The 23,911-nt window shown below is 68.2% G+C and carries 19 protein-coding genes; 12 read left to right on the plus strand and 7 right to left on the minus strand.

Features of this window, described 5'->3' with window-relative positions:
* Positions 1–70 precede the first annotated feature (70 nt).
* The 5 genes from QM714_RS01500 to QM714_RS01520 form a co-directional block, all read right to left on the minus strand.
* Complete coding sequence (locus QM714_RS01500) at positions 71–1,183, minus strand: LOG family protein (RefSeq protein ID WP_415096919.1); 1,113 nt, start codon at positions 1,181–1,183, stop codon at positions 71–73.
* Positions 1,184–1,193: 10 nt separating this feature from the next.
* Entirely contained in the window at positions 1,194–1,532 is a 339-nt protein-coding gene (locus QM714_RS01505; RefSeq protein ID WP_415100935.1) for an RIO1 family regulatory kinase/ATPase, read from the minus strand.
* A gap of 23 nt (positions 1,533–1,555) precedes the next feature.
* Positions 1,556–1,927 carry a hypothetical protein gene (locus tag QM714_RS01510; protein ID WP_415096921.1) on the minus strand — a complete coding sequence of 124 codons (372 nt, stop codon included), beginning with the start codon at positions 1,925–1,927 and terminating at the stop codon, positions 1,556–1,558.
* Positions 1,928–2,095: 168 nt separating this feature from the next.
* Positions 2,096–3,493, minus strand: a complete 1,398-nt coding sequence (locus tag QM714_RS01515; RefSeq protein WP_415096923.1) for an NAD(P)/FAD-dependent oxidoreductase — start codon at positions 3,491–3,493, stop codon at positions 2,096–2,098.
* The gene (locus QM714_RS01520; protein WP_415096925.1) at positions 3,478–3,957 is read right to left on the minus strand and encodes an Lrp/AsnC family transcriptional regulator; all 480 of its coding nucleotides are present in this window, start codon (positions 3,955–3,957) and stop codon (positions 3,478–3,480) included. Before QM714_RS01520 ends, QM714_RS01515 begins: the two co-directional genes overlap by 16 nt.
* A 163-nt stretch (positions 3,958–4,120) precedes the next feature.
* Between QM714_RS01520 and QM714_RS01525 the strand changes: the two genes are divergently transcribed.
* Genes QM714_RS01525 through QM714_RS01545 form a run of 5 tightly spaced genes read left to right on the plus strand, consistent with a single transcriptional unit; the run spans position 4,121 to position 9,553 of the window.
* Positions 4,121–5,302 carry a spermidine/putrescine ABC transporter substrate-binding protein gene (locus tag QM714_RS01525; RefSeq protein WP_415096927.1) on the plus strand — a complete coding sequence of 394 codons (1,182 nt, stop codon included), beginning with the start codon at positions 4,121–4,123 and terminating at the stop codon, positions 5,300–5,302.
* Positions 5,286–6,455, plus strand: coding sequence for an ABC transporter ATP-binding protein (locus QM714_RS01530; protein WP_415096929.1), 1,170 nt, complete (start codon positions 5,286–5,288; stop codon positions 6,453–6,455). Before QM714_RS01525 ends, QM714_RS01530 begins: the two co-directional genes overlap by 17 nt.
* A complete protein-coding gene (locus QM714_RS01535; protein WP_415096931.1) occupies positions 6,452–7,342 on the plus strand; it encodes an ABC transporter permease in 891 nt (296 codons plus the stop codon). The genes QM714_RS01530 and QM714_RS01535 overlap by 4 nt, the downstream gene beginning before the upstream one ends.
* Positions 7,339–8,148, plus strand: coding sequence for an ABC transporter permease (locus QM714_RS01540; RefSeq protein ID WP_415096933.1), 810 nt, complete (start codon positions 7,339–7,341; stop codon positions 8,146–8,148). Before QM714_RS01535 ends, QM714_RS01540 begins: the two co-directional genes overlap by 4 nt.
* 10 nt (positions 8,149–8,158) lie before the next feature.
* Positions 8,159–9,553: an NAD(P)/FAD-dependent oxidoreductase gene (locus tag QM714_RS01545; protein ID WP_415096935.1), complete on the plus strand. Its 1,395-nt coding sequence runs from the start codon at positions 8,159–8,161 to the stop codon at positions 9,551–9,553.
* Between the two features lie 637 nt (positions 9,554–10,190).
* Here the strand turns inward: QM714_RS01545 and QM714_RS01550 are convergent.
* Positions 10,191–11,582: an aspartate aminotransferase family protein gene (locus tag QM714_RS01550; RefSeq protein WP_415096937.1), complete on the minus strand. Its 1,392-nt coding sequence runs from the start codon at positions 11,580–11,582 to the stop codon at positions 10,191–10,193.
* Between the two features lie 139 nt (positions 11,583–11,721).
* On the opposite strand from QM714_RS01550, the gene QM714_RS01555 reads away from it, so the two are divergent.
* The 3 genes from QM714_RS01555 (at position 11,722) to QM714_RS01565 (ending at position 16,130) form a co-directional block, all read left to right on the plus strand.
* On the plus strand, positions 11,722–13,386 hold the full coding sequence (locus tag QM714_RS01555) for an amidohydrolase (protein ID WP_415096939.1): 1,665 nt from the start codon (positions 11,722–11,724) through the stop codon (positions 13,384–13,386).
* Between the two features lie 86 nt (positions 13,387–13,472).
* Entirely contained in the window at positions 13,473–14,906 is a 1,434-nt protein-coding gene (locus QM714_RS01560) for a gamma-aminobutyraldehyde dehydrogenase (protein WP_415096941.1), read from the plus strand.
* A 3-nt stretch (positions 14,907–14,909) separates the two neighbouring features.
* The gene (locus tag QM714_RS01565) at positions 14,910–16,130 is read left to right on the plus strand and encodes a saccharopine dehydrogenase family protein (RefSeq protein WP_415096943.1); all 1,221 of its coding nucleotides are present in this window, start codon (positions 14,910–14,912) and stop codon (positions 16,128–16,130) included.
* 191 nt (positions 16,131–16,321) lie between these two features.
* Here the strand turns inward: QM714_RS01565 and gabT are convergent, their stop codons facing one another.
* On the minus strand, positions 16,322–17,671 hold the full coding sequence (gabT, locus tag QM714_RS01570; protein ID WP_415096945.1) for a 4-aminobutyrate--2-oxoglutarate transaminase: 1,350 nt from the start codon (positions 17,669–17,671) through the stop codon (positions 16,322–16,324).
* Between the two features lie 182 nt (positions 17,672–17,853).
* Here gabT and QM714_RS01575 point away from each other — a divergent pair, with 182 nt between their 5' ends.
* From QM714_RS01575 to QM714_RS01590, 4 genes are all read left to right on the plus strand, one after another.
* On the plus strand, positions 17,854–19,761 hold the full coding sequence (locus QM714_RS01575) for a propionyl-CoA synthetase (RefSeq protein ID WP_415096947.1): 1,908 nt from the start codon (positions 17,854–17,856) through the stop codon (positions 19,759–19,761).
* A 4-nt stretch (positions 19,762–19,765) separates the two neighbouring features.
* Entirely contained in the window at positions 19,766–20,863 is a 1,098-nt protein-coding gene (gene dxr / locus QM714_RS01580) for a 1-deoxy-D-xylulose-5-phosphate reductoisomerase (RefSeq protein WP_415096949.1), read from the plus strand.
* 10 nt (positions 20,864–20,873) lie between these two features.
* Positions 20,874–22,223, plus strand: a complete 1,350-nt coding sequence (locus tag QM714_RS01585) for a M50 family metallopeptidase (protein ID WP_415096951.1) — start codon at positions 20,874–20,876, stop codon at positions 22,221–22,223.
* A gap of 150 nt (positions 22,224–22,373) precedes the next feature.
* On the plus strand, positions 22,374–23,870 hold the full coding sequence (locus tag QM714_RS01590) for a CoA-acylating methylmalonate-semialdehyde dehydrogenase (RefSeq protein ID WP_415096953.1): 1,497 nt from the start codon (positions 22,374–22,376) through the stop codon (positions 23,868–23,870).
* Positions 23,871–23,911 lie beyond the last annotated feature (41 nt).

Here is a 23,911-nt window from a genome sequence, read left to right on the forward strand (position 1 = left end):
TTGCATCCGGGACCCTCCGGCCCGTCTCCCGGCGCTCCGGCGCCGGGATCCGCCCGACCTCAGCGCCGAGTCATCCAGTTGGCTGACGGCGCAACGCGGCGACAGTCTCCTCGACGGTGTCGGCGAGGTGGATCCGCCCTGCCAACGGAGTGCTGTCGGCCAGTTGCCGGAGCAACGGCCAGGCGGGCAGCTCCTCGGTCCAGTAGCGGGAGCCGAGGAGAACCATCGGAGCCAGGGAGGACTCGTCGGCGTAGTAGTTCTCGCAGGCGTCCTGGAAGATCTCTTGGAGCGTGCCGGCCGCACCGGGCAGGAAGACGATGCCCGCGTCGCAGATCTCGAGCAGGATCGCCTCGCGGGTGGCGTTGCGGAAGTACTTCGCGATCGCGGTCGCGAACACGTTCGGCGGTTCGTGGCCGTAGTGCCAGGTGGGAATGCCCAACGAGTCGCGCCCAGTCGGCCAGCGCTCACGCAGGGCGAACGCCGTCTCCGCCCAGGCACTCACCGAGGGACGGTACGCCGGCACGCGGGCCAGGGTCGTGAGTGCGTCGTCGAGCGCGGTGCTGGACTCACCGCTGAGATAGGCGCCGAGATTGGCCGCCTCCATCGCACCTGGACCCCCGCCGGTGACGACGGTCCAATGTTGGCCGAGCGCCTGGCCCAGCCTGGCCGCGTCGCGGTAGGCGGCCTCGCCGCGCTTGACGCCGTGCCCACCCATCACGCCGACGAGGGAGCGTTGACTCACCCAGGTGGCCAGGGCCTGGTCGATCGTGTGGTCGTGCAGCACCTGAGCCAGTGCCCGGTCGCGACTCAGCGGCTGGCGCGACCAGGCATAGGCACGGGCATCGAACGAGGCTGCATAGGCGATCGGTTGATCGGCGCCGCGGTCGCCGTACAGCTCCGCGGCGCTGTAGAGCGTGGTGCGATAGGTGTCGATCGGGGCACCCGGCACCGTCGGGAACACGACCGCGCCGTGGTCCTGCACCCACTCCTCGTCGCCAGCGGCGAACCGGCAGCCCAGGAAGAGCGCGCCCGCGACTGAGACCCGCCGCAGATCGTCACTTCGCTCGGTGAGATCGAGGCCGTGCAGCTGCCACGCGGACATCTGTGACGTGCCGGTCGCCAGCCGACGGTCGAAGTCGGCCAGCGTGTCGACCTCGATCCCTCGGCCGCGGGTGCGTCTCACGCCACGGAGGCTAGTACGCCCGCGCTAGCAGATCTGCGAACAGGTCGTCCTCGTCCACGGCAAGGCCGCGGGAGCGGAACCAGTCGCAGACGTTGGTGCAGTCCCGCTGGAGGAGGTCGAAGCCGGCGGGATTTCCAGCGAGGTCGATCACTTGGGGCAGGTCGATCATGACTAGGCGCTCGCCCGCGGCTAGCAGGTTGTACGCCGACAGGTCAGCGTGGACCAGGCCAGCCTCGACCAGCGTCGCCATGGCGTCACGGAGCTGGTCGAAGTACGACGTCAGCAGCGCCGGGCGCGGACGCTGCTGAGCCAGCCGTGGCGCCGTCTGAGCGCGCGCTGGTCTCGGGATCGCTTCATGCTGCGGCCTTCGGTTTAGATCGCGGCCCGGTGGAAGGAGCGGTGCTCGGCCGAGCGATAACGCGTGGCGGCCATCACCACACCGGTCTCGGGCTCAGCCGGATCGGCGCGTTCGAGCAGGAAGACATCGGCTTCCTTGCCGGACTTGAGGATGCCCAGCTCGGTGTCGATCGCGCCCTGGGAGGTCACCAGCCAATCCGGTCGTGGCTCGGGACCACGGCACAGTGGCTCGACGGCAAGCCAGGTCGACCAGCGCTGGTTGGTGTCGTCAGGGTCGTCGTACGCACGAAAGTCGACGACGAAGGCCGGATCGAGATCCGACAGGCTGTCGCCCGGTGGGCGATCAGGGACAGGCCCCCACTCGGGGGCCGAGAACGGCGAAGTCATGAGAAGAGATGCTCCAGGGAGTAGAGAGGAATGTGGGCAGGCCACAGGCAGCGGTGGTCATCGCACGCCTCCTCTCACTCCGGAGCCCGGTCAGGCACACCGTCGTGACGATGATGGGTGTCCGCGAGCAGCTGGGGCAACTGGTTTTCCGGCCCTCGACCAGCCGAGTCAGTGGCCCAGGAACGGCGCCATCAACTTCGCGGTGAGGCTCTCGCGACGGGTGAGGTGCTCCTCGTGGTCGGCCATCGTCATGGCGCCGAGACCGGAGTTGATGCCGAGCCACCGCAACGGCTCGGGCTCCCAGGGCGGCGAATGGTGGTTGACCCACGGCAGTCGGGTGAGCTCGGTGTCCTCGCCGAGGATCAGGTCGCGCAGGGTGCGGCCCGAGAGGTTGGTCGTGCCGACACCGTCGCCGACGTAACCACCGGCCCATCCCACGCGCGTCGTCGGGTCCAGCCCGACCGAGGCGCACCAGTCGCGGGGGACGCCGAGCGCACCGCCCCAGGCGTGAGTGAATCGAGTGCCCCGCAACACCGGGAACAGCTCGAGCAGCGTGCGGTGGATCGAGGCGAACACCTGGTCGTCTCGGTCGTGCGCCTCGGTGAGGGTCGACCCGAAGTGGTACGGCGCGCCGCGGCCGCCGAACGCCAAGCGGTCGTCGGCCGTGCGTTGGCCATAGATGATCAGGTGGCGGAAGTCGGAGAAGGTCTCTCGGCGTCGCAGGCCGATCTGGTCCCAGATCTCGGCGGGGAGCGGCTCGCTCGCGATCATCATCGAGTAGACGGGAACGAGGGCCCGCTCCTGGCCGGCTAGGCTGGCGGTGTAGCCCTCGGTGGCGCGGATGACAGTCTCCGCTCGGACTGCGCCCCGCTCGGTTCGGACGATGCCTGGCTCGACGGCCAGCACGCGGGTCTGCTCGAAGATCTGCGCCCCCCGTCGCGCGACGGCGTCGGCGAGTCCGCGCACCAACTTGGCCGGGTGGATGGCGGCGCAGTGCGGGGTGTAGGTGCCGCCCAGGGTCTGGGTGGCTCGCAGGATGCCATTGGCCTGGTCGGCGTCGAGCAGACGCAGGTCGTCCTCGCCGTGACCCCACGCGCGGGCAGCGGCCACCTCAGCCTGGGCCCGGTGCAGTTGGGTCGCCGTGCGGGCCAGGACCACCGTTCCGCCTTTGGCGTAGTCGGCGTCGATTCCCTCGGCCACGACCACTCGGCCGACCTCGTCGACGGTCCGGCACATGGCGCGGTGCTGGCCGATAACCGACTCGCGGGTCGCGCCCGGCAGCCGCAGCAGCTTGTCGGCGGAGGCTGGGAACAGCGCGGAGCACCAGCCACCGTTGCGGCCCGAGGCACCGAAACCGGCGACCTCGCGCTCGACCACCGCGATCCGCAGGGACGGATCGGCCTCGGCCAGGTAGTAGGCCGTCCAGAGGCCGGTGAAGCCCGCCCCCACGATGGCGATGTCGACGTCCAGATCACCCGGCAGTGCGCGCCGAGGCGTCCAGTCGAGAGCGGGATCCGAGTGCCACCACGACAACTCGGCGTACGGGCGCTTCAGCGCACACCCCACGAGTAGGTCTGCTTCTTCAATTTCAGATACATGAAGGACTGGGTGGACTCCACGCCGGGAATCGTACGGATACGTTCCGACAGCAACTCCAGCAGGTGCTCGTCGCTCTCGCAGACCGCCTCCACCAGGAGGTCGAAGGGGCCGGCGGTGACCACCACGTAGTCGACCTCGTCGAGCGCCGCGATCTGGTCGGCTACCTCCTCGATCGGACCGCGGACCCGGATGCCCACCATGGCCTGTCGGGCGAAGCCGAGCTCCATCGGATCGGTGACCGCGACGACCTGCATGACACCTGAGTCGATCAGGCGCTGCACGCGTTGTCGGACGGCGGCCTCGGACAGACCGACGACCTTGCCGATAGCCGCATAGGACCGGCGACCGTCCTGCTGGAGCTGTTCGATGATCGCCTTCGACAGATCGTCGAGGGCAGCCGGTGAGTGGCCGGATCGAGGGGTGCTGTTCACCAGAGAAGAGTGGCAGGCGACAGCACAATGGTCAAAGGGTCCCCCCGCCGTGGAGGGGCTGGCGGATTCCGTTGATTTACAACCTTGCAACAAGGGAATCCCTTGTGATGAATGCCCTCCCCGTGACAGGCTGCCGAACACATCTGGTGTGAGGAGGACGTGCGTGGACGGCCCATCTGGCTGGAGCAGCCGGCGAACGATGCTCAAGGGCGCGGGGGGTGTCGCTTTCGCCGGGCTCAGCCTTGCGGCGCTCAAACTCCCGTTCTTCGGGACCCAGAAGGCCGAGCAGGACCCGGCCAAGTGCCGGGCCAAGGATGTCTCGGAGACCGAGAAGAAGCTGATCGTCTCCAACTGGCCGGCCTACATCGACCCGATGAAGAAGACGAACTCGACGCTGCAGGAGTTCCAGCGCCGCTACGGCGTGGAGGTCACCTACAACGACGACGTCAACGACAACCTTGAGTTCTACGCGAAGGTCAAGAACCAGCTCGGCTCGTGCCAGTCGGTCCAGCGCGACATCATGGTCCTCACCGACTGGATGGCGGCGCGGATGATCGGCCTCGGCTGGATCCAGCCACTGGACCCCGCCGGGATCCCGAACGTCCACAAGAACCTCATCCCCGCGCTGCAGGGCGTGCAGTGGGACCCGAAGCTGGAGTTCCACGTGCCCTGGCAGAGCGGTTTCACCGGTGTCGCCTACAACGCCGCGCATACCGACGAGGTCAAGAGCTTCTCCGAACTGCTCACCAGGTCCGACCTCAAGGGTCGCGTCACCTTGCTCACCGAGATGCGCGACACGATGGCCTTCATGCTCAAGGTGGTCGATGCAGATCCCGGGGACTTCAGCCAGACCGACTGGGAGAACGCCATCGACACCTTGGGCAAGGCGGTGCAGGGCGGGCAGATCAGAGCCTTCAACGGCAACGACTACCTCAACGACCTGGCGACAGGCAACATCCTCGCCTGCGAGGCCTGGTCTGGCGATGTGATCCAGGCCCAGTTCGACAACCCCGACATCAAGTGGGTGGTCCCCGAAGAGGGCCTGTCACTGTGGAGCGACAACATGCTGGTGCCCAACCTGGCCACGCATCAGGCGAATGCCGAGAAGTGGATGAACTACTACTACGAGCCTGAAGTGGCCGCCAAGCTCGCTGCTTGGAACAACTACATCAGCCCGGTCAAGGGCGCCAAGGAGGCCATGGAGAAGGTCGACCCGAGCCTCGTAGACAACCAGCTGATCTTCCCCGACGACGACACGCTGGCCAACACGTTCGCATTCATGCCGCTCGATGCCAAGCAGACCACGCAATACGAGAAGGACTGGGCCGATGTCCAAAGCGTCTGAGGAGACCACCACGACCGTCAGCGAAGGGGCCGACTTCGACGGCCTACGGATGCGTGCGCTGACCAAGGAGTTCGCCCGCTTCACTGCGGTCGACTCGCTCGACCTCGATGTGCCGAGGGGTTCGTTCTTCGCCCTCCTCGGCCCGTCCGGATGTGGCAAGACCACCACGCTCCGGATGGTGGCCGGCCTGGAGGAGCCCACGTCGGGCTCGATCACCCTCGCGGGCAAAGAGATCACCCGGGCCAAGCCCTATCAGCGACCGGTCAACACGGTGTTCCAGAACTACGCGCTCTTCCCACACCTCGATATCTTCGAGAACGTCGCCTTCGGGCTGCGCCGCCGCAAGGTCGGCGACGTCGACAGCCAAGTGACCGCGATGCTGGACCTGGTCGAGCTGGGCAGTCAGGCCCGCAAGAAGCCCACCCAGCTCTCCGGCGGCCAGCAGCAGCGGGTCGCGCTTGCCCGAGCCCTGATCAACCAGCCCGAGGTGCTGCTGCTCGACGAGCCCCTCGGTGCGCTCGACCTCAAGTTGCGTCGGTCGATGCAGATCGAGCTGAAGCGGATCCAGACCGACGTGGGGCTGACCTTCATCCACGTCACCCACGACCAGGAGGAGGCCATGACGATGGCAGACACGGTCGCGGTGATGAACCACGGCATCATCGAGCAGATGGGCGCCCCGGCGGACCTCTACGAGAACCCGACGACCACCTTCGTCGCCAACTTCCTGGGGCAGTCCAACCTGATCGAGGGCCGCATCAAGAACCGCGACGGCGGCCTGGTGCGAGTGGACATGCACGGCATCGACGTCTCGATCCCCGCGGCCCGAGCACACACCGAGGGCGACCTCGGCTGGATCGGGATCCGTCCCGAGAAGGTGCTGATCGGAGACCCCGGCGAGGAGCTCGACGCTCCCGGCAACAGCATCCCTGGCGGCGTGGTGACCGATGTCAGTTTCGTCGGCGTCAGCACGGCGTACCTCGTGAAGATGCCGTGGGGCCAAGAGCTCCAGGTGTTCCAGCAGAACACGGGTCACCGGCGGCTCTACAGCACCGGCGAGCCGGTCGAGCTGTCCTGGCGCCCGGACTATGCGTTCTTGCTCGACCACGCCCAAGACGCCGATGCGGGGGCACAGAAGAAGGACGAGCTGTGAGCGACAATGCGCGACGGAAGGGGCGCACCGGCTATCTGCTGATGCTGCCAGGCGTGATCTGGCTGCTCGTCTTCTTCCTGATCCCGTTCTACTCCCTGGTGGCGGCGAGCCTCTACGACCCGTCCGGGTCCGATATCGACGGCTACCAGATGACCTATCACTGGGGGAACTACTGGGACGCCCTGGTGCAGTACGGCAAGCCGGACGGTTGGGCGCCGGCCGACTGGAGCCCGCTGATCAGGTCGTTGGTGTACGGCGGTCTGGCGACGTTCTTCTGTCTGGTCATGGGCTACGTGCTCGCCTACGCCATCGCGTTCAAGGCGGGTCGCTGGAAGAACCTGATGCTGGTCTTGGTGATCGCGCCGTTCTTCACCAGCTTCCTGATCCGGACGCTGTCGTGGAAGCTGCTGCTCGCCGACGACGGCTGGATCGTGAACACCTTGCAGTTCCTGCACGTCCTCGGCTCGGACGGGCACCTGCTCGCGACCCCGGTGGCGGTCGTGACCGGACTGACGTACAACTTCTTGCCGTTCATGGTGCTCCCGTTGTTCGCCAGCATCGACAAGATCGACTACCGCCTGATCGAGGCCTCCAACGACCTCTATGCCAACCCGGTGGTCGGCTTCTTCAAGGTGACCTGGCCGCTGTCGCTTCCGGGCGTGGTGTCGGGCACGCTGCTCACCTTCATCCCCGCGGTCGGCGACTACATCAACGCCGAGCTGCTGGGCAGCACCAGCACCAGGATGATCGGTTCGGTGATCCAGAGTCTGTTTACCGAGGCCAACGACTACCCGGCGGCGAGCGCGCTGTCGGTGATGCTGATGATCCTGATCATCGGGATGGTGTTGCTCTACGTCCGCCGGGCCGGGACGGAGGAACTGCTGTGAGGTGGCTGCGCGAGCGCATCGTCTTGATCCTCGGGCTGGCGGTGCTGGTCTACACGTTCATCCCGATCGGGGTGGTCGTGCTGATGAGCTTCAACAAGCCCAAGAGCGAGCAGTCCAAGCTCTACCGCTTCGAGGCCTTCACCTTGGACAACTGGCTGCACCCGTGCAACGACCCCAGCATGTGCGCGGCGTTGGGTCGAAGCATCTCGATCGGGCTTCTCGCCACGCTGGTCGCCACCATCTTGGGCACGCTGCTCGCCTTCGCGCTGGTGCGGCACGAGTTCGCGGGCCGCTCGATGATGAACCTGCTCATCTTCATGCCGATGGCCTCGCCCGAGATCGTGATGGGCTCCTCTTTGCTGGCGCTCTTCGTGGCAGCCGGTTTCGCCGGACAGCTGGGCTTCTGGACGATCCTGATCGCCCACATCATGTTCTGTCTGTCCTTCGTCGTCGTCACGGTCAGGGCACGGTTGGCCGGCATGAACGACACGCTGGAGGCGGCTGCGATGGACCTCTATGCCACGCCCCGGGAGACCTTCTGGAAGGTGACCTTCCCGCTGGTCTTCCCAGGCATCTTGGGCGCCGCCTTGCTGGCGTTCTCGCTGTCGTTCGACGACTTCATCATCACCAACCTCAACGCGGGCAACACCACCACGTTCCCGATGTATGTCTGGGGCGTCTCTCGCAAGACGGTGCCGATGCAGGTCAACGTGATCGGCACCGTGATGCTGCTCGTCTCGATCGCGATCGTGTTGGGCGGGGAGTATCGCAACCGTCGCCAAGCCCGAGCGCTCGCGGCCAACTGACCGGAGCGAGATGGATGTAGCAGCCGCGCTGGCCGGGGCTCGGCCCAGCGTTCTCTGGCTGGACGACCCCACCCGTCCTGCCCCGCTCGAGCCGTTTCGCGGTCAGGTCACCACGGATCTGGCGGTCGTCGGCGGTGGCTACACCGGTCTATGGACCGCGCTGCGAGCCAAGGAGCGCTACCCCGAGTTGGACGTCCACCTGGTCGAGGCGGGGGACTGTGGGTGGCAGGCCTCGGGACGCAACGGAGGGTTCTGTGCGGCGTCGCTGACGCACGGGTTCTTCAACGGCCGTGAGCGGTGGCCCGACGAGTTGGCCGAGCTGGACCGACTCGGCGCGGCGAACCTCGACGCGATCGAGGCCACGGTCGCCGAGCACGGGATCGACTGCCACTTCGAGCGCACCGGCGCTCTGGATGTCGCCACCCGCCCGCACCAGGTCGAGGAGCTGGCCGAGGGCGCCGCCGAGATGCGTGAGGCGGGCTACGACGTCGAACTGCTGGATGCCGCCGCGACGCGTCGCCTGGTCGACTCGCCGACGTACCTCGCCGGCCTGGTCGACCGGGAGGGCACCGCCTTGGTCGAGCCGGCCCGGCTGGCCTGGGGGTTGCGACAGGCGTGCCTCGACCGGGGAGTCGTCATCCACGAGCAGACCCTCGTCCGCGATCTCTCCGACGACGGCAAGCACCTCGAGCTCTCGACCGACACCGGCACGCTGCGGGCGCGGTGGGTCGCTCTCGCCACGAACGCCTTCCCTCCGCTGCTACGACGGCTCCGGCTCTACACCGTGCCGGTCTACGACCACGTGCTTGCTACCGAGCCGCTCACCGACGAGCAGATGGCCGCCGTCGGTTGGACCGGCCGCGAGGGAGTCGGCGACTCCGCCAACCTGTTCCACTACTACCGGCTCACTCGAGACAACCGGATCGTGTGGGGTGGGTACGACGCCGTCTACCACTACGGCAGCAAGATCGCGCCGGCGCTGGAGCAGAACGACCGCACCCACGAACTGCTCGCCCGACACTTCTTCGAGACCTTCCCCCAACTCGAAGACGTCCGCTTCAGCCACCGCTGGGGCGGCGTGATCGACACCTGCACGCGCTTCTCGGCATTCTTCGGCACCGCCTATGCAGGCCGGGTCGCCTACGCGCTCGGTTACACCGGCCTCGGGGTCGGCGCTACCCGGTTCGGCGCCGACGTCATGCTCGACCTGCTCCAGGGCGAGGACACCGAGCGCACCCGCCTGGAAATGGTGCGCGAGCGCCCACTGCCCTTCCCGCCCGAGCCGGCCCGCGCCATCGGCATCAACCTGACCCGCTGGTCCCTCGGTCGCGCCGACGACCGCGCCGGCCGCCGCAACCTCTGGCTCCGCACACTCGACCGGATGGGCCTCGGCTTCGACTCCTGAGGGGCCTGGCAGCTCTGGCTGGTGGGCTCCGCCGTGGTCGTGGCTCGCTGCCGGGCGGCTGACCGAAGGTGGTGCTGGCCGATAGCGCAGCGACCGGAGAGCGGCGGGTGGCCCGGGTTGCTGGCCGGGTCGCTGGTGCTGCCTGGCTCTCGCGGGTGCGGCGGGCGTCTTCCGCGGTCTTGTTGCGTCTGCCGCGGTCCTATGGTGGCAAGTGCCTCGTATACCGGGTCCCAACCCACTACACGACCGCGGGAGATGGGTCAGGGCCACCACAGCACCGCGGCAGATGGGGCGGGTGCAGCTACGGCCCAATCGACGCACCCATCCCGGGCGAGGAGCCGTCCTGGCCCCAGGGGCCACACGCGTCGCTGCTTCATCAAGGTAAGTGGATGAAGCGTCACCTCTCACGGCGAACACGCAATGAGAAGTGCAGGCCCATCCAGATACCTTGTGAAAGCAGCGACAGGAGTGACCACAGCCGACCAGCAACCCGGACAACGGTCAGAAGCCCAGCACCGCTGTCCCGGTCGCCGCCCCGTCGGCCAGCACCCCAGACCACCAGCAACCCGGACAGCGACCAGAACCCGAGCACGGCGATCCGGAACGGCCCCGAGCCGGCCGCTCCGTCAGCGGCCGATCAGAGCATCGTCGAGGCTTTGTCGAGGACAGCGCGCAGGATCTGCTCCATCTCGTCGAAGTGCTCCTGGTCGCAGATCAGCGGGGGAGCGAGCTGGATCACCGGGTCGCCCCGGTCGTCGGCGCGGCAGTAGAGCCCGGCGTCGTAGAGCGCCTTGGACAAGAAGCCTCGAAGCAACCGCTCGGACTCGTCGTCGTCGAAGGTCGTCTTGGTGGCCTTGTCCTTGACGAGCTCGATGCCGTAGAAGTAGCCGTCGCCGCGGACGTCGCCGACGATGGGCAGGTCCAGCAGTTTCTCCAGGGTGTTGCGGAAGGCGGTCTCGTTGGCACGCACGTGCTCGTTGATCTTCTCGTCCTCGAAGATCTGCAGGTTCTTCAGGCCGACCGCCGTCGACACCGGGTGGCCGCCGAAGGTGTAGCCGTGCAGGAAGGAGTTGTGGCCCTGGCGGAACGGCTCCATCAGTCGGTCGGAGGCGATCATCGCGCCGAGGGGGGAGTAGCCGGAGGTGAGGCCCTTGGCGCTGGTGATGATGTCGGGCTGGTAGCCGTAGCGCTCGGCGCCGAACATGTGGCCAAGCCGGCCGTAGGCGCAGATCACCTCGTCGGAGACCATCAACACGTCGTACTCGTCACAGATCTCGCGGATCCGCCGGAAGTAGCCGGGCGGCGGCGGGAAGCAGCCACCGGAGTTCTGCACCGGCTCGAGGAAGATCGCGGCCACGGTGGCGGGGCCCTCGAACTCGATCACCTCGGCGACCCGGTCGGCGGCCCAGCGGCCGAAGGCCTCTAGATCATCGCCGTGCTCGGGGGCGCGGTAGAAGTTGGTGTTGGGCACGCGGAACGTCGAGGGCACGAGCGGCTCGAACGGCGCTTTCATCTCCGGGATGCCGGTGATGGACAACGCGCCCTGGGGGGTGCCGTGGTAGGCGATCGAGCGGCTGATCACCTTGTGCTTGGTCGGCTGGCCGGTGAGCTTGAAGTAGTGCTTGGCGAGCTTCCAGGCCGACTCCACCGCCTCGCCACCACCGGTGGTGAAGAAGACCCGGTTGAGGTCGCCGGGAGCGTACGACGCCAGCTTCTCCGCCAACTCGATCGCCGTCGGGTGCGCGTAGGACCACAGCGGATGGAAGGCCAGCGTGCTGGCTTGCGCCGCGGCGGCCTCGGCGAGGTCGGTGCGGCCGTGCCCGAGCTGGTTGACGAAGAGTCCGGCGAGCCCGTCGAGGTAGCGACGCCCCTCCGCGTCCCAGATGTAGGCACCCTCGCCGCGCACGATGATGGGCATCTCGCCCTCTTCGTAGACCGAGTGCCGGGAGAAATGGAGCCAGAGATGGTCGCGGGCCGCAGTTTGCAGCCGGTCGCGCTCGACCGCATCGAGCATGTGGTCGGTGTCCATGGATATCGCCTCTTCGTCGCAGGTGTCACCATCCTGCCCGGTCGAACCGCGGGCAGCAAGTGAATCCGTGGCAGCGTCCGGGCTGTGTTGCGGATTTCGTTGCGTGACGGCGCTATCGCTGGCCTGATAGGAATCTCCCATGACTCTTCGGGAGGAAGCCATGGCCACCCTCTACCGCGGCGGCACGATCTTCGACGGGCACCAGCACCGCGGCCGCGGTGCCGTCCTGGTCGAGGGTGGGCGGATCGTTGCGGTCGCGACCGACACGGAAGGGGACGCCGAGGCGACCGTGCGCGAGGCAGCCGCCGGCCCGATCGACGTGGTCGACCTCGACGGCGGTCTGCTGGCTCCCGGCTTCATCGACTCGCACATCCATGCCGGCCAGGGTGGGCTGGAGCGGATCCGATGCGACCTGACCCAGGCCTCCAGCCGCGAGGGCTATCTGGAGGTGATCCGGACTTACGCGGCCGAGCACCCGGATGCGGAGTGGATCCTCGGCGGGGGTTGGTCGATGGCCGAGTTCCCCGGTGGCACACCCACGGCAGCTGAGCTGGACCAGGTCGTGTCCGACCGTCCGGTGTTCTTCCCCAACAGAGACCACCACGGGGCGTGGGTGAACTCTCGGGCGCTCGAGCTCGCCGGCGTCGACGCGCGCACGCCCGACCCGTCGGACGGGTACGCCGAGCGGGACGCCGACGGTCGTCCGACCGGCACCCTGCACGAGGGAGCGATGGAGCTGGTCGGACGGTTGGTTCCGCCGACCACTGACGAGGAGTATGACCGTGCGCTGATGGCGGCCCAGACCTACCTGCACTCGGTCGGCGTCACCGGGTGGCAGGACGCCATCCTGGGCGACTACGCCGGCATCACCGATCCGTCCCAGGCCTACCTTCGTGCCGCGCGCAGCGGTGCCCTGGTGAGCCAGGTCGTCGGCGCGTTGTGGTGGGAGCGTGATCAAGGCGTCGAGCAGCTGCCCGGCCTGATCGAGCGCCGCGAGAAGTACGCCGTCGGCGCGTTGCGGGCGACGACGGTCAAGATCATGCAGGACGGCGTCTTGGAGAACCACACCGCGGCGCTCGAGACGCCGTACCTCGACAGGTGTGGCCACGCGACCAGCAACAGCGGGCACTCCTTCGTCGAGGCTGGCGCACTGCGGGAGGGGGTCGCCGCCCTCGCGGATGCGGGATTCCAGGTGCACGTGCATGCGATCGGCGACCGCGGTGTCCGGGAGGCACTCGACGCGTTCGAGGGTGCCCGCGATCGCGGGCCTGGTGACCTCCGGCATCACATCGCCCACCTCCAGGTCGTCCACCCCGACGACGTCCCACGCTTCGCACAGCTTGGCGTGGCCGCCAACATGCAGGCGCTGTGGGCCTGCTACGACGACCAGATGGTCGAGCTGACGATCCCGTTCCTCGGTGAGGAGCGGGCGGCCTGGCAATACCCGTTCGGCGATCTGCACCGGGTGGGTGCCCCCCTCGCGATGGGCAGCGACTGGCCGGTGTCCCCGCCCCAGCCGCTCGAGGCGATCCACGTGGCGGTGAACAGGACGGCGTACGGCGTGTCCGGCGTCGGCGGCGAGCGGCCGCTGCTGCCTGAGCAGGCCCTGCCGCTGGAGGTCGCCTTCTCGGCCTACACCGCAGGCTCGGCCCGGGTGTGCCACCGCGACGACGCCGGAGTGATCCGTCCCGGTGCAGTGGCTGACCTGGTCGTGTTCGACCGGGACCCGTTCGCCGGGCCTACCGGCGAGATCGGCGCGACCCAGGTGCGCGCTACCTGGGTGGCCGGGCAGCAAGTCCACTAGATCGGCCACACTAGAGCCGGCACGGGCCGCTCGCTGGGAGCGTGCGAAGAAGCAGGGACAGACAACAGGGAGCAGGAGGGCCAGGCATGGCGGACAAGGTGTTCCGGAACCTCATCAACGGTGAGGTCGTCGACGCTGTCTCCGGTGAGACCTACGACGTCGTCGACCCGGTGACGGGCGAGGTCTACGCACAGGCGGCGATGTCCGGTGCCGAGGACGTCGACCGGGCCTACCAGGCGGCGGACGCAGCGTTCGAAGGCTGGGCCGACTTGGTTCCTCGGGACCGGCAGCGGGCGCTGCTCAAGATCGCCGAGGCGATCGAGGCGCGGATCGAGGAGATCAATGCGGTCGAGTGCAAGGACACCGGCAAGCCAGTGGCGCTGACCATGTCGGAGGAGATGCCCTACGCCTCCGATCACTTCCGCTTCTTCGCGGGTGCGGCGCGGCTCCTCGAGGGCCGTTCGGCGGGGGAGTATCTGCCCGACCACACGTCGTGGATCCGGCGCGAGCCGATCGGTGTCGTCGGTCAGGTCACCCCCTGGAACTACCCGCTGATGATGATGATCTGGAAGATCGCGCCCGCGCTGGCTGCCGGCAACACCATCGTGCTCAAGCCCAGTGACACCACGCCGGCGAGCTCGGTCATGCTGGCCGAGCTGTGCCAGGAGTTCCTGCCCCCGGGTGTGCTCAACGTCGTCTGTGGCGACCGGGACACCGGTCGTGCGCTGGTCGCGCACAAGACCCCGCAGATGGTGGCGATCACCGGGTCGGTGCGAGCCGGCATGCAGGTCGCCGAAGCGGCCTCCGCGGATCTCAAGCGGGTCCACCTCGAGCTCGGCGGCAAGGCGCCAGTGATCGTCTTCGACGACGCCGACCTGGAGCGGGCTGCCGAGGGCATTGCCGGGGCGGGCCTGTTCAACGCCGGACAGGACTGCACTGCCGCGACTCGCGTCCTGGCCGGGCCTGGCATCCACGACGAGTTCGTCGCCGCGCTCACCGAGGCCGCCAAGGAGCTGCCCACCGGCGCACCCGACGACGAGGACACCTACTTCGGACCGCTCAACAACCAGGCGCAGTTCGACCGGGTCGCCGGCATGGTGGATCGGCTGCCCGACCATGCCAGTGTCCAGACCGGCGGTGTGCGCAAGGGCGACCGGGGCTACTTCTACGAGCCCACCGTGCTGTCCGGGCTGCACCAAGACGACGAGCAGATCCAGACCGAGATCTTCGGCCCGGTGATGACCGTGCAGAAGTTCACCGACGAGGCCGAGGCACTGCGCTGGGCCAACGGCGTGCAGTACGGCTTGGCGTCCAGCGTGTGGACCGGCGATCATGCCCGGGCGCTGCGGATGTCGCGCAAGTTGGACTTCGGCGTGGTGTGGATCAACACCCACATCCCGTTCGTCTCGGAGATGCCGCACGGAGGCTTCAAGCACTCCGGCTACGGCAAGGACCTGTCGATGTACGGCCTGGAGGACTACACGCGCGTCAAGCACGTGATGTCCTACATCGGGGAGTAGGCCATGCGCATCTTGGTGATCGGCGCCGGGGGTGTGGGTGCTGCGTTCGCAGCGATCGCTGCGCGTCGTGACTTCTACGACGCTCTCGTGGTCGCCGACTATGACCTCGAGCGAGCAGAGGCCGCCGCGTCGATCGACGCACGGTTCTCCGCCGCACGGGTGGACGCCTCGTCCGCGGACTCCGTCGTCGCACTGTGCCGTGAGCACGACATCACCCATGTGATGAACGCGGTGGACCCGCGCTTCGTGATGCCGATCTTCGACGGCGCCCTGGAGGCTGGCGCCGACTACCTCGACATGGCGATGTCGCTGTCCGCGCCGCACCCCACCGCGCCGTACTCCGAGTGTGGCGTCAAGCTCGGCGATGAACAGTTCGCGAAGGCGGGTGCCTGGGCCGACGCCGGCCGGCTGGCGTTGGTGGGCATCGGCGTCGAGCCCGGGCTGTCCGATGTCTTCGCGCGTTATGCGGCAGACCACGACTTCGCCGAGATCGACGAACTGGGCACCCGTGACGGCGCCAACCTGTCGGTGGAGGGCTACGACTTCGCGCCGTCGTTCTCGATCTGGACCACCATCGAGGAGTGTCTCAACCCGCCGGTGATCTGGGAGCGGGACGGCGACGGCCCTGGTCGCTGGTTCACCACGCCCGCGTTCAGCGAGCCCGAGGTCTTCGACTTCCCCGAGGGCATCGGTCCGGTCGAGTGCGTCAACGTCGAGCACGAGGAGGTCCTCCTCATGCCTCGGTGGGTGGACTGCAAGCGGGCCACCTTCAAGTACGGCCTCGGTGACGAGTTCATCGAGGTGCTCAAGGTGCTCCACAAACTCGGGTTGGACCGGACCGAGAAGGTCACGGTCGGTGGTGTCGAGGTCTCGCCGCGAGACGTGGTGGCCGCCTGCCTGCCCCATCCTGCCGAGCTCGGCCCGCGGATGACGGGCAAGACCTGCGCGGGACTCTGGGTGACCGGCACCGGCAAGGACGGCGCACCGCGGTCGACGTACTACTACCAGGTGATCGACAACGAGTGGTCGATGGCGGAGTACGGCCACCAGTGCGTGGTCTGGCAGACCGCGGTCAACCCGGTCGTGGCGCTGGAGCTCGTGTCGCGCCGAGTGTGGACGGGTGTCGGCGTCCTCGGTCCCGAGGCCTTCGACGCCGTGCCCTTCCTCGACCTGCTCACCGAGTACGGCGCCCCGTGGGGCAAACGGGAGATGGACCGGGCCTGACCGCGGCCGGCGCGCCGGGCGAGCCTCGCGGTGGTCTCGGCCCGCTGCCGGGTTGCTGGTCGCCTGTGGTCGCCGATCTGCCGCGGTCTTGTGGTGGCAAAGCGGCCCCCGTACCGGGTCCTCAGCCACTACAGCACCGCGGCAGATTGGTCTGGGCCACCACAGCCCGCGCCGTCGACGGTCCGGGAAGCTCAGGCGGTGGCGTCGAAGGCTGCCGCGACCACGTCCATCGCCTCGCCGAGGAGTTCGTCGGGCATGGCCAGGGACGGCAGGAAGCGGAAGACGTTGCCCCAGGTGCCGCAGGTCAGCGTCACCACGCCCTGGGAGTGGCAGTAGGCGTTGACGGCAGCGGCGCGCGCGGCATCGGGAGTGATGGTCCCGGGCTCGGCGAGCTCGATGGCCATCATCGCCCCGCGGCCACGAATGTCGCCGATGACGGGGTGGGCGGCCTGGATCTGCTCCAATCGCGAACGCATGATCGACTCCAGTGCCCTGGCTCGGGCGGGCAGGTCCTGGCCCCTCATCGTCTCGATGGCGCCGAGCGCTGCCGCGCAGGCGATCGGGTTGCCGCCGTAGGTGCCACCCAGGCCACCGGGGTGGACGGCATCCATGATCTCCACGCGGCCGGTCACCGCAGCCAGCGGCAGGCCGCCGGCGATGCCCTTCGCCGTGGTGATCAGGTCGGGGACGACCCCCTCGTGATCCACGGCGAACCACTCGCCGGTGCGGCAGAAGCCGGACTGGATCTCGTCGGCGATGAAGACGATCCCGTTGTCTCGGCACCAGGCCGCGAGCACGGGCAAGAAGCCCTCCGCCGGCACGACGAAGCCGCCCTCGCCGAGGATCGGCTCGATCACCAGGCACGCCAGGTTGTCCGCGCCGACCTGCTTGTCGAGCACGTCGATGGCGCGGCGAGCGGCGTCCTCGCCCTTGACGCCAGCGGTCTCTCGGAAGGGGTAGGACATCGGCGCCCGGTAGACCTCGGACGCGAATGGTCCGAAGCCCTGCTTGTAGGGCATGTTCTTCGCCGTCATCGCCATGGTCAGGTTGGTGCGGCCGTGGTAGGCGTGATCGAAGACCGCCACGGCGTCGCGCTTGGTGTGCACCCGGGCGATCTTGACGGCGTTCTCGACCGCCTCCGCACCCGAGTTGAACAGCGCCGACTTCTTCGCGTGGTCGCCGGGGGTCACCTCGGCCAGCGCCTCGGCCACGTCGACGTAGCCGTCGTACGGCGTGACCATGAAACAGGTATGCGTGAACCGGTGCACCTGGTCGCTCACCCGCTCGGCCACCGCGGTCGCGGCGTTTCCGACCGTCGTCACCGCGATGCCCGAGCCCATGTCGATCAGCGAGTTACCGTCGGCGTCGACTAGGACGCCGCCACCACCGGCGACGATGAAGACGGGCAGCCCGGCCGCGACGCCGTCGGCGACGTACTGCTTCTTGCGGGCGAGTCGGGCCTGTGACTCCGGGCCGGGGATGTCGGTGACGAGGCGGCGCTGCTGGGGAAGCGAGGGGCCGCCGAGGGGTGCTTCGATCATGGGGCCGAGCCTAGGGCCAGGCACGGCGCGATACCACCGTGGGCTCCCGTTTGGGCAACCGAAACCGCTCGCCTCGCGACGCTCGCAATCGCACTATTGATCAGCGCTCCCCCAGACGACCGGACGAGCATCACACTGCCACGTGGTGGACGGAGCGGCGTCGTAGCGGCAAGGTAGCCACCATGGGCAGCTACCGCGCGACGTACGACCGCTCCCTCGCCGATCCCGAAGGCTTCTGGGCCGAGGCCGCGCGCCTGGTGGACTGGATCAAGCGGCCTGAGCAGATCCTCGATGACAGCAGGCCGCCGTTCTACCGATGGTTCCCCGGCGCGACTCTGAACACTTGCTACAACGCCTTGGACCGGCATGTCGCCAAGGGAGCGGCGGACCGGACCGCGTTGATCTACGACTCCGCCGTGACCGGCGTGCAGACGCGATACACCTACGCGGAGCTGCTCGCGGACGTGGCGGCCTTCGCGGGCGCCTTGCGCCAGCTGGGGGTGGCTCGAGGTGACCGCGTGGTGATCTACCTGCCGATGATCCCCGAAGCCGTCGTCGCGATGCTCGCCTGTGCGCGGATCGGCGCCGTGCACTCGGTCGTGTTCGGCGGCTTCGCTCCCCACGAGCTGGCGGTGCGCATCGACGATGCCGAGCCGAGCGTGCTGGTCACAGCGAGCTGCGGGATCGAGCCGGGCCGCACGATCGAGTACAAGCCCTATGTCGACAAGGCTCTCGAACTGGCCGAGCACCAGCCCGCCGCCGTCGTGGTCAAGCAGCGGCCACAGGTGCCGGCGTCGATGGTCGAGGGCCGCGACGTCGACTGGGACGACGCCATGCGGGTGGGTCGAGCGGACCCGGCCGAGTGCGTCGAGGTGGCGGCCACCGACCCGCTGTATGTGCTCTACACCTCTGGCACCACGGGCAAGCCCAAGGGGATCGTGCGCGACAACGGCGGCCACGCCGTGGCGATGGCGTGGTCGCTGCCGAACATCTACGGCTGCGGCGCGGGCGATGTCTGGTGGGCCGCCTCGGACGTCGGCTGGGTGGTCGGCCACTCCTACATCGTCTACGCCCCGCTGATCTGTGGCGCCACCACCGTGCTGTTCGAAGGCAAGCCCGTCGGCACACCGGACGCCGGGACGTTCTGGCGAGTGATCGCCGAGCATGGAGTGAAGGCGCTGTTCACCGCGCCCACAGCGATCCGGGCCATCAAGAAGGAAGATCCCGACGGGAGACTGCTCAGCGGGTATGACCTCGCCGGGCTCGCCACCTTGTTCCTCGCCGGCGAGCGGTTGGACCCCGACACCTATGCGTGGGCCACCGGCAGGCTCGATGTCCCGGTCATCGACAACTGGTGGCAGACCGAGACTGGATGGCCGATCGCGGCCAACCTGCGCGGCCTCGAGCCGATGCCGATCAAGCCCGGCTCGCCCTCGGTGCCGGTCCCTGGCTATGCCGTGGCCATCCTCGACGAGCACGGCGACCCGGTCGGAGCGGAGACCGAGGGCGCGATCTGCCTGCGGCTGCCGTTGCCGCCCGGCACGCTGCCGACGCTGTGGGGAGACGACGACCGCTACGTGTCGTCGTACCTCTCGGCCTTCCCGGGCCACTACCTCTCCGGTGACGGTGGCTACCTGGACGCCGACGGCTACCTCTACGTGATGGGGCGGACCGACGACGTCATCAACGTCGCCGGCCACCGCCTGTCCACGGGTGGGATGGAGGCGGTGATCGCTCAACACCCTGCCGTGGCCGAATGCGCGGTCATCGGCGTCGCCGACAGCCTCAAGGGCCAGCTGCCCCGCGGGTTCGTGGTCCTCAAGGCGGGGGTGGAGGCCGATCCCGAGGAGATCCGGGCCGACCTGGTGCGGATGGTCCGCGAGGAGATCGGCGCGGTGGCGTCGTTTCGCGAGGTCACCGTCGTCGGCGGGCTGCCCAAGACCCGCTCCGGCAAGATCCTGCGCAAGACGATGCGCGAGATCGCAGACGGCAAGGACAGCCCGGTCCCCTCGACCATCGAGGACGAGGCCGTGCTCGACCGACTCCGCCCCGTGTTGCGCCCCGAGGAGGGCGGTGCGGTGTCAGGATGAGGCCATGGGACGACGAGACGTGGTCATCCTCGGCTCGACCGGGTCGGTCGGCACCCAGGCACTCGACCTGATCCGGCTCAACCCCGATCGCTTCCGAGTGGTGGGGCTGACGGCGGGAGGAAGCAACGAGGAGCTCTTCGACAAGCAGGTCGCCGAGTTCGACCCCACGCGGAGCGGACTGGGTGAGCAGGAGTCGGTGGCTGCGGCCGGGATGGAGTGCGACGTCGTCCTCAACGCCATCACTGGGGCGGTCGGGCTGCGCCCCACTCTCGCGGCGCTGGAGGCCGGCAACACGTTGGCGCTGGCCAACAAGGAGTCCTTGATCATCGGCGGCCCGCTGGTGACCCGATTGGCCGCGCCGGGCCAGATCGTGCCCGTCGACTCCGAGCACTCGGCGATCGCGCAGTGCCTCCGTGGCGCCGGGGACAGCGAGGTCCGGCGCCTGGTGTTGACAGCATCGGGTGGGCCGTTCCGGGGGCGCACCGCCGAGCAGCTGGTCGACGTCACCCCGGCCCAGGCGCTCGCGCACCCGACCTGGAGCATGGGCCCGGTGATCACGGTGAGCTCGGCGACCCTGGTCAACAAGGGTCTCGAGGTGATCGAGGCGCACCTGCTCTTCGGGCTGCCCTTCGACCGCATCGAGGTGGTGGTCCATCCGACCTCGGTGGTGCACTCGATGGTCGAGTTCACCGACGGCTCCATCCTCGCTCAGGCGAGCCCACCGACGATGATGATCCCGATCGCGCTCGGACTCAGCTGGCCCGAGCGGGTGCCGGACGCGGGACTGCCGATGGACTGGACCGAGCCGGTGACGTGGGAGTTCTTCCCTCTCGACGACGACGCCTTCCCGGCGGTCGCACTGGCCCGTGAGGCGGGGGAGCGCGGTGTCACCGCGCCAGCGGTCTACAACGCTGCCAACGAGGTCTGCGTGCGCGAGTTCCTCGACGGTCGGATGCGCTTCGTCGACATCGTGCCCACGATCGCGGCCGTGCTGGCCGAGCACGACGTACCCTTGACTCCGCAGGGACTCACCGTGGACGACGTTCTTGCGGCGGACACCTGGGCCCGAGCCGAGGCCGCCCGGCTGATCTTGAGGAAGTAGTCCGGCTCTGATGACTGCTCTGTGGTACGCCGTCGGCTTGGTCGGCTTCTTCGTCGCGATCCTCGCCTCGATCGGGTTGCACGAGATCGGCCACATGGTCCCGGCGCGGCGCTTCGGGTGCAAGGTGCCGCAGTACTTCATCGGGTTCGGGCGCACGGTCTGGAGCAAGCGGGTCGGCGAGACTGAGTACGGCGTCAAGGCCGTCCCGCTCGGGGGCTACGTCAAGATCGTCGGGATGCTGCCACCGGGCCCGGAGGGACCGCCGCAGGTCGAGGTGGACGCCGACGGCAACAAGGTGGTCACCGTCCGTGGCTCTAGCACCGGGCTGTTCACCCAGTTGATCTCGGACGCCCGGGCGGCAGAGTGGGAGCTGATCTCGCCCGAGGACGAGCCCCGGCTCTTCTACCGCCTGCCCTGGTGGAAGAAGGTCATCGTGATGGCCGGTGGGCCGACGATGAACCTGGTCATCGCGTTCGGCCTGTTCTGGGGCCTCTACGCGACCTACGGCAACCCGATGGACAGCAAGACCGAGCCGGTGGTGAGCGAGGTGCTTGGCTGCGTCGTGCCGTACGCCGAGAGCGGTCGCACCTGCACCCCCGACGACGAGGTCACGCCAGCCAAGAAGGCCGGGATCGAGGTGGGCGACCGCTTCCTGGCGGTCGACGGCGTCCCCGTCACCTCTTGGGAGAAGGCCACCGAGCAGATCCGGGCGATCAAGGACGGGAAGGTGACGCTGACCATCCTGCGCGATGGCGAGGAGTTGACCATCCACACCGACACCACGGTCACCGCGCTGCCGGCCTCACCCGAGGATGCGGACAGCAAGCTCGTCGACGTCGGCTTCCTCGGCGTGGTCGCCACGGCACATCAAGTCACCGGTGGGCCGATCTACACGGCTCAGCAGATGGGCTCGATGACCGTCGACACGGTCCATGCTCTGGTCCGACTCCCGGTGAAGGTGTGGCACGTCGCCTTGTCGATCGCGGGGGTGGAGAAGCGTGCGGTCGACAGCCCGGTCAGCATCGTGGGCGGCGGCCGGATCGCTGGTGAGGTCACCGCGTCGGACAACATCGCTCTGTCCGACAAGGCGGCGATGCTGGTGGCGCTGGTCGGTGGATTCAACTTCTTCGTCGGCATGTTCAACCTGATCCCGCTGCTTCCGCTGGACGGTGGCCACATCGCCGGTGCGCTCTGGGAGGCGTTGCGCCGCAGCCTCTACCGACTCCGCGGGCTGCCCGATCCCGGCTATGTCGACGTCGCGAAACTGCTGCCGGTCGCCTACGTCGTGGGCGCGATGCTCCTGGTGATGGGGGTCGTGCTGATCGTGGCCGACATCGTCCGGCCCTTGCATGTGACGTGATGATCGAGCCCCACTGCTGGTTATGCCATATCGAGGCGGTTGGGACTGTGCATATCGTCGGTTTGTGTGAGGGATTGACACCGATTCAGTAGTTCCAGCGTGTGCCGCTATCGTGAGCCGAGACCCACCAGCCACGCCGGGAGGCACGTCGTGAGAACTGTCCAGCACTGGATCGCCGGGGCGCCGTCCTCCGGTGGATCCGCTCGGATCGCCGAAGTCTTCAACCCCGCTACCGGCGCAGTTCAGGCCGAGGTCCTGCTCGCGTCCACCGCCGATGTGGACGCGGCCATCGGAGCCGCGTGGGATGCCTTCCCGGCCTGGTCGCAGACGTCGCTCAGCGCCCGAGCCAAGGTGCTGTTCGCCTTCCGTGAACTGGTCAACGCCAACGCGGACCGACTGGCCGAGGCGATCACCGACGAGCACGGCAAGGTGCTCAGCGATGCCAAGGGGGAGGTCCAGCGCGGCCTTGAGGTGGTCGAGTTCGCCTGCGGGATCCCGCACCTGCTCAAGGGCGACTACTCCGACCAGGTCTCGACCGGCGTCGACACCTTCTCGTTCCGAGAGCCACTCGGTGTGGTCGCCGGCATCACCCCGTTCAACTTCCCGGCGATGGTGCCGATGTGGATGTTCCCCGTCGCGATCGCCTGCGGGAACACCTTCGTCCTCAAGCCCAGTGAGCGTGACCCCTCGGCGGCGGTCATCTTGGCCGAGCTCTGGCAGCAGGCCGGACTGCCGGACGGCGTCTTCAACGTGGTGCACGGTGACAAGGAGGCCGTCGACGCCATCTTGGACTCGCCCAGGGTCGCTGCCGTCTCCTTCGTCGGCTCGACGCCGATCGCCCGCTACATCCACGAGCGGGCCAGCGCGGCCGGCAAGCGGGTGCAGGCTCTCGGTGGGGCCAAGAACCACGCCATCGTGCTGCCGGACGCCGATGTCGACTTCGCGGCGGACCACCTGGCGGCCGCCGCCTTCGGCTCCGCGGGGGAGCGATGCATGGCGATCTCCGCGGCCGTCGCCGTCGGAGCGGCTGCCGACCGTGTCGTCGAGGCGGTCGGTGAGCGCGCTCGCGCCGTCAAGGTCGGCCCGGGTCGCTCCGCGGGCGCCGAGATGGGTCCGGTCGTCACCAAGCAGGCACAAGAGCGCATCCTCGGACTGATCGACACCGGCGAGCAGCAGGGCGCAACCGTCGCGGTCGACGGCCGCGGCTTCACCGTCGCCGGCCACGAGGACGGATTCTGGGTCGGCCCGACCGTCATCGACCAGGTGCAGACCGAGATGGACGTCTACCAGCAAGAGATCTTCGGTCCGGTGCTCAGCGTGGTCCGGACCGACGACGTGGACGAGGCGATCGCTCTCGTCAACGCCAACCCCTACGGCAACGGCACCGCGATCTTCACCTCCTCCGGTGAGCACGCACGTCGCTTCCAGCGGGGCGTGCACGTCGGCATGATCGGGATCAACGTGCCGGTGCCGGTCCCGATGGCGTTCTACTCCTTCGGCGGCTGGAAGGACTCGCTCTTCGGTGACAAGCACGTCCACGGCCCCGAGGGCGTCTCGTTCTACACCCGGGCCAAGGTGGTCACCACCCGGTGGCCGCAGGTGGCGCAGGCCAGTGAGGCGAGCTTCCACTTCCCCACCGCGAGATAGCGACCGGAAGCAGCGACTGTTGCGCCCGGCATCGCCAGTAG

Origin of the sequence: Nocardioides sp. (assembly GCF_047602075.1) — a bacterium.
Classification (GTDB): domain Bacteria; phylum Actinomycetota; class Actinomycetes; order Propionibacteriales; family Nocardioidaceae; genus Nocardioides.